At 44.0% G+C, this 4,570-nt stretch carries 3 protein-coding genes; 2 read left to right on the top strand and 1 reads right to left on the bottom strand.

What is annotated here, in order from left to right:
• Positions 1-2,459, top strand: a 2,459-nt coding sequence (locus A4E54_RS07115) for an adenylate/guanylate cyclase domain-containing protein (protein ID WP_286725286.1), incomplete at its 5' end; no start/stop codon positions are given.
• An 18-nt stretch (positions 2,460-2,477) separates the two neighbouring features.
• Here A4E54_RS07115 and A4E54_RS07110 read toward each other — a convergent pair.
• Positions 2,478-3,731: a hypothetical protein gene (locus tag A4E54_RS07110; protein WP_286725284.1), complete on the bottom strand. Its 1,254-nt coding sequence runs from the start codon at positions 3,729-3,731 to the stop codon at positions 2,478-2,480.
• Between the two features lie 144 nt (positions 3,732-3,875).
• Here A4E54_RS07110 and A4E54_RS07105 point away from each other — a divergent pair.
• Positions 3,876-4,570, top strand: a 695-nt coding sequence (locus A4E54_RS07105) for a hypothetical protein (RefSeq protein ID WP_286725281.1), incomplete at its 3' end; no start/stop codon positions are given.

Here is a 4,570-nt window from a genome sequence, read left to right as displayed (position 1 = left end):
ACAGCGGCTCGTTTTACGTGTTATCCACCGTTTTAGACGCTCAGGGTTATTATGTGGAATCGGAAGAAATCAACCGGTATACGCCGGCAGGCAATTTTGACAAGCAGCTGTACCGGGTGGAATATGACCGGGAAAATAGGCCGAATCGCACAGGACGGCTGAAAACGCTGGATATCAAGGATAATTTTCTTTACTTTTACAGTGTCGGGCAGGACAAAATAATACTGAACAGATTGACTCTGAATGGAGATAATGTTGATAGCTTATTCAGTATTTTCTTAGACGGGGAAATGTATTTGTCCGAAATCGCAGGACTGGAATTCGGTTCAATATTCTTCACTACCAAAAAAGGTGAAATTTATCAAATCAATGACTCCGGCAGGCCGGTTCTGGTTTATTCCAGCGGCAGCGGTGAAAAATCACTGCCGGTATATTTGGATGTTAGCGCGGACAAACATATTTATTTTGCCGATGTTTACAGGGAGGAAATTGACCGCCTGCGTACCGGTGAGATTAATTCCGCCGAGACACTTTTGTCGGAAAGAAAACTTTATGAGCAGGGGTATAGCGTTCCGTTTTCAGTGCTGAAAGATCTCAGTATAAAGCAAGACGGGTCGGTTCTCATTGCCGCCTCCGACCGGGTAATCTGTGTCCGGCCGGACGGCGGGATAAATTTTATATTAGAAAAAGTAAAATTCCCATATAAGACAATGGCTATGCGATTGTTGGCCTGGCTGCTGGTTTTGCTGGCCGTTGTTTTGTTTTTGCGCGGATGTAAAATTCTCTATGTCGATATCATGCAAAAGAAAATTTCTTTGATTTTTAAACAGCTTTGTTTTATTCCGGTGATTGTGCTGGCCATGGTTCTTGTGTCAAGCGTTATTAATGCAAGTTACTCCCAGAAATATGAAGCCGAAATTTACAGCAAATTAAAACTGCTGGCGCATATCGGCATCCAGATGATTGATAGCGAGCGTTTGTCCAAAATCACCACCCCCGGGCATTTTTTAAATAGTGACTATAAAGAGATAAAAGAAAAGATTAATTTAATATACGATGATAATTCATCTGAAAATGAAGAAGGCTTTTATTTTGTAGTTTATAAGTTGGAAGAAGAAAAACTGTATTGGTGTATTACTGATGATGACAATATGAGTCCGTTTTATCCTTTCAATATTCAAAATAATGACTACTACAAGGTGATAAGGGACGGGCAGTTTATCACCGGTCATGAAAGCGACGCGGAAGGCGAATGGATGTATGCGGTCGGGCCTTTGATGAACCCGGAAGGCAAGGTTATCGGGGCATTTGAAACCGGCATGGACCTGAACAGTTTTAACGAACTAAAAAGAAAATTATTCCTGACTGCCGGCAAGAGCATTGCCGCCGCGGCAATTGTTATTATCGTGTTATTTATGTTAATGACCTATTATTTGCTTTCCTCAATCCAAATTTTGCGGAATGGTGTCAATGAAATGGCAAGCGGAAACTGGGACGCCACTGTCTCGGTGAAATCCAGGGATGAGGTGGGAGAGCTCTGCGGCGGGTTCAACAAAATGTCGGAATATATCAGGAAGTATATCGCGGATATTACCATTTTAAACGAGTCCTATTTGCGGTTTGTGCCGCAGCAGTTTGTACATTTTTTAGGAAAGCAAAGCATAGTCGATGTTCAACTAGGGGACCAGGTGAAGGAGGAAATGAGTGTTTTATTTTCAAGCGTCCGTTCATTCAGCCTGCTCTCAAAGACGTTGAGACCGGAGGAAAGCTTTGATTTGATTAACGCGTACTTGAAGAGAGTCGGTCCGATTGTCAGGAACAATGGCGGGTTTGTGGATGATTACACGGGCAACGGCATCATCGCCTTGTTTCCGGGTACTGCGGGCGAAGCGCTGCGAGCCGCCGTCGATATGAGAAAAGAACTGGAAAGGTATAATGAACAACGTCTGAAAGAAGGTTATCTTTCCATTGACACGGGTACGGGCATTCACCGCGGTCCGCTGATGCTGGGCATCATCGGGGAAGAAAAAAGGCTGGAAGGAACAGTCATTTCTGATAATGTCGACCTTGCGGCGACTATTGAAAGAATAACTGAAAAGTTCGGCGCGTCGATATTGATTACCGAGAATATGCTCGGTGAGGCGGGTGTAAGGGAACAGTACCAGTACCGGCTGCTGGGATTGGTGCAGGTAAGCGTCAAGGAAGAACCGGTAAAAATATTTGACCTTTATCAGGGAGATCCGGAAGATATAAAGAAGCTGAAGCATGAAACCAAAGATATATTTGAAGAAGGCATTATGCTTTACCGGGACGGGCGCTTTTATGACGCGCGCAGCAGGTTCGTCGAAGTGGTTAGAGAAAACTTCCGGGACGAAGCGGCTAAAATTTACTTCTTTTTATGCGACGAGTACTACAAAAAGGGAGCGCCGGAAGGTTGGAACGGCACTTTGCCTGCTTGAGTTTTGTCTCCCGATTCATTAAGGTGATGGTTTTCTGAACACCGGCATTTGGGGGATGACCACCTGTTCCTCATTATTTCGGTAACCCGGCTTTTGGGCTTTGATATTAAATGTATACGTTTGCGAGGTGTCCCAGGGGAAATTGTATAACCAGGTGAATTGATTATCTTCCACAACAACAGGCTGACCATTGATTGAAACAGCGGCCCCGGGTGTGGTGGTTCCCTCGATTGTCAGGCTATGCTCATTAACAGCGTTTGTTTTGACCGTTAATTCGACCTTGGGCGCTAGACGGTTAACCGCGATAAATCTGGTTGATTTTTTTTCAACGGGGCGGCTGGCGGTCAATTCAAACAGATTTATACCGATTTTGGGCAATGGGACCGAAATCTCAAAGTCACCGCTTTCATTGCTGACTGTATTTTGGTCGGCGATAAAAACATCGGCGCCCGGGGAAGCCTTGCCGCTCAATTTTATGCTTTCGGCATCGGTTTCTTCCGGCTGATTGACTGTCAGGTTGGTGAATGTGGAAACCTCAACTAAATATGACTCTGTTCTTTCCTGCCCGTCGACGTCTGTAACGCTGACCTGAATCGGCGTTTCAATTGTATCCGTTAAATATTCGGGACTTATGGAGGCCAAATTGATCAGATCGTAATTCCTTATTTCAAAATTCTCCCGGCCGGTCTTTGAGTTGGCCTTATTGAACATATGGTTGACGGAAATTGTATTTAAAGGATCGGTAACCACGGCAACCCGTTTAATGCTGTCACTATTTACAATGTCATCAGTTATACTAACTTCTAAAGTAATGGGTAATTTGTTTTTTTCTATAGTGTAATGAAATTTTCTTTTTATGCTACCGGGGGATTTAACCGTAAATTGTATTTCATTAGTCCCGCTTTTCAGCTCGCCGGGTAGAATTTTAAACGATGCCTGACCGTTTTCGTTGGCCGTTTTCGTTTCAACTCTGTCCATTGTAACGGAACTGCCTTTTGATATGTTCACAGAGGACGCTTTCTTCATATCCATTGTCACTAAACTGCCTTTGGGAGTCTTTGTTTCCAGGATAAACGCTCTGTCTGCGTTCTCTCCGGTGAGTTGATGCGTCGCGCTGAAAGTCGGCCGGTGGATGCAGAGATAGGTAAAGACGAGCAATAACACGATTGCCGATGATATGGCAATGGCTTTAGTTTTGTTGATTTGATTGGCGCGCAATTGGTAATCGTTTAATTTCCGATATGCGGCCGACTTGAGTTGAGCGTTGTCCACTAAAGTTTACCCCCGGATTGTATGAATATGTATGAATATGAAATAATTCTTCGACATGATTGGTAGATATCCTGTTTAACTTGACAAAATAGCAGCTTTACGTAAAACAAGTTCACTCAAATTTAAGAACGGTGTTATGATTATATGTCTAAAGTAGCGGCAAGCCTCAATGAATTGAATATTATTCGCGAGTATGCCGGCTGTTGGGAGCATATTTCCGACGAGTTGAAATGGCTGGATTTAAAAATCCGGGTGCTTCTGGCAAAACAGCGGAAACAACAGCCGGCAGACCCGTATGAGCAATTGAAGGGCCTGGTGTTGTCGGAAGCTGAAGTATACCATCTTTTAGATGGTGTTGAACAGCCGGCTCATGAGCACGCGGTAGTAAAAAAGTTGACGGAGCAGTTAGCTCAGTTGGAGTCAAATATTCAAAAAAGACTTGGCTTGAGCAATGAGAAAGGCATCTTTCTGACACTGCCGTACCTGTCAGATGTCTTTAAATTAACGCCTTTCGAAGAACGGTGCGTTGTAATTTGCCTGGCGGTTGAACTGGATCGCAAATATGAAAAGCTGTACGCGTTTTTAAATGATGATGTGACCTGCAAAAGCCCCACTGTGGATTTGAGCATGAAATTGCTTTGCGCGACGCCGGAAGAACGGCTGGCTGCAAGGATGTCTTTTACCCCGGGGAATAATCTGTTTAAATATCTTTTCAATGAAGAAAAAAGTGCCGATACCGGGAGTTCCCTGCTGGCAAAAACGCTAAAGCTGGAAGAGCGCATGATGAGATTCCTTTTAGAATCTGAGCAAATAGATGACAGCATTCGTTCTTTCACGGA

Source organism: Pelotomaculum sp. PtaB.Bin117 (assembly GCF_002067195.1).
GTDB lineage: Bacteria > Bacillota > Desulfotomaculia > Desulfotomaculales > Pelotomaculaceae > Pelotomaculum_D > Pelotomaculum_D terephthalicicum.
This window is presented reverse-complemented; position numbering and strand designations above follow the sequence as displayed.